This window comes from Pontibacter sp. HJ8 (assembly GCF_054824225.1).
The window spans coordinates 1-523 of record NZ_JSYF01000684.1 but is presented as its reverse complement, the minus strand read 5'-3'; the positions used below and the strand labels follow the sequence as shown (position 1 = coordinate 523).

Annotated in this window: 1 protein-coding gene; it reads left to right on the top strand. The window is 45.9% G+C overall.

What is annotated here, in order from left to right:
• Positions 1 to 501 (top strand): 30S ribosomal protein S3 (gene rpsC, locus OB13_RS20865; RefSeq protein WP_461492112.1); only part of this gene is annotated, 501 nt, incomplete at its 5' end.
• Between the last annotated feature and the right edge of the window lie 22 nt (positions 502 to 523).

Sequence of the window (523 nt, the reverse complement as noted above, 5' to 3'; positions counted from 1 at the left end):
AAAGATGTTCAAATCAACATCTTTGAAATTAAGCGTCCTGAGTTAGATGCTAAACTGGTTGGTGAATCTATTGCACAGCAATTAGCAGCTCGTATCTCTTTCCGTCGTGCCATGAAGCAAGCTATTGCTTCTGCTCTGCGTGTAGGTGCTGAAGGTATCAAAGTGCAGGTGTCAGGTCGTCTTGGCGGTGCTGAGATGGCTAGAACAGAGCACTACAAAGAAGGTAGAACTCCTCTGCATACGCTTCGTGCTGATATCGACTATGCTTTGTCTGAAGCTCAGACTGTATATGGTAAATTAGGCATCAAAGTGTGGATTTTCAAGGGCGAAGTTTACGGTAAGAAAGATCTTACTCCAAACGCAGGTCTTGAGACCAAAGGAGGACCTAGCACACAAGGTGGTGGTGGTGAAAGAAGAGGAGGCCGTGGTGACCGTGATCGCGATCGTGGAGATCGTAAGAAAACGGACGGAGCTCCTAAGCGTACGAAGCGTCGCCAATAATTGATTGATAACATTATTAAGT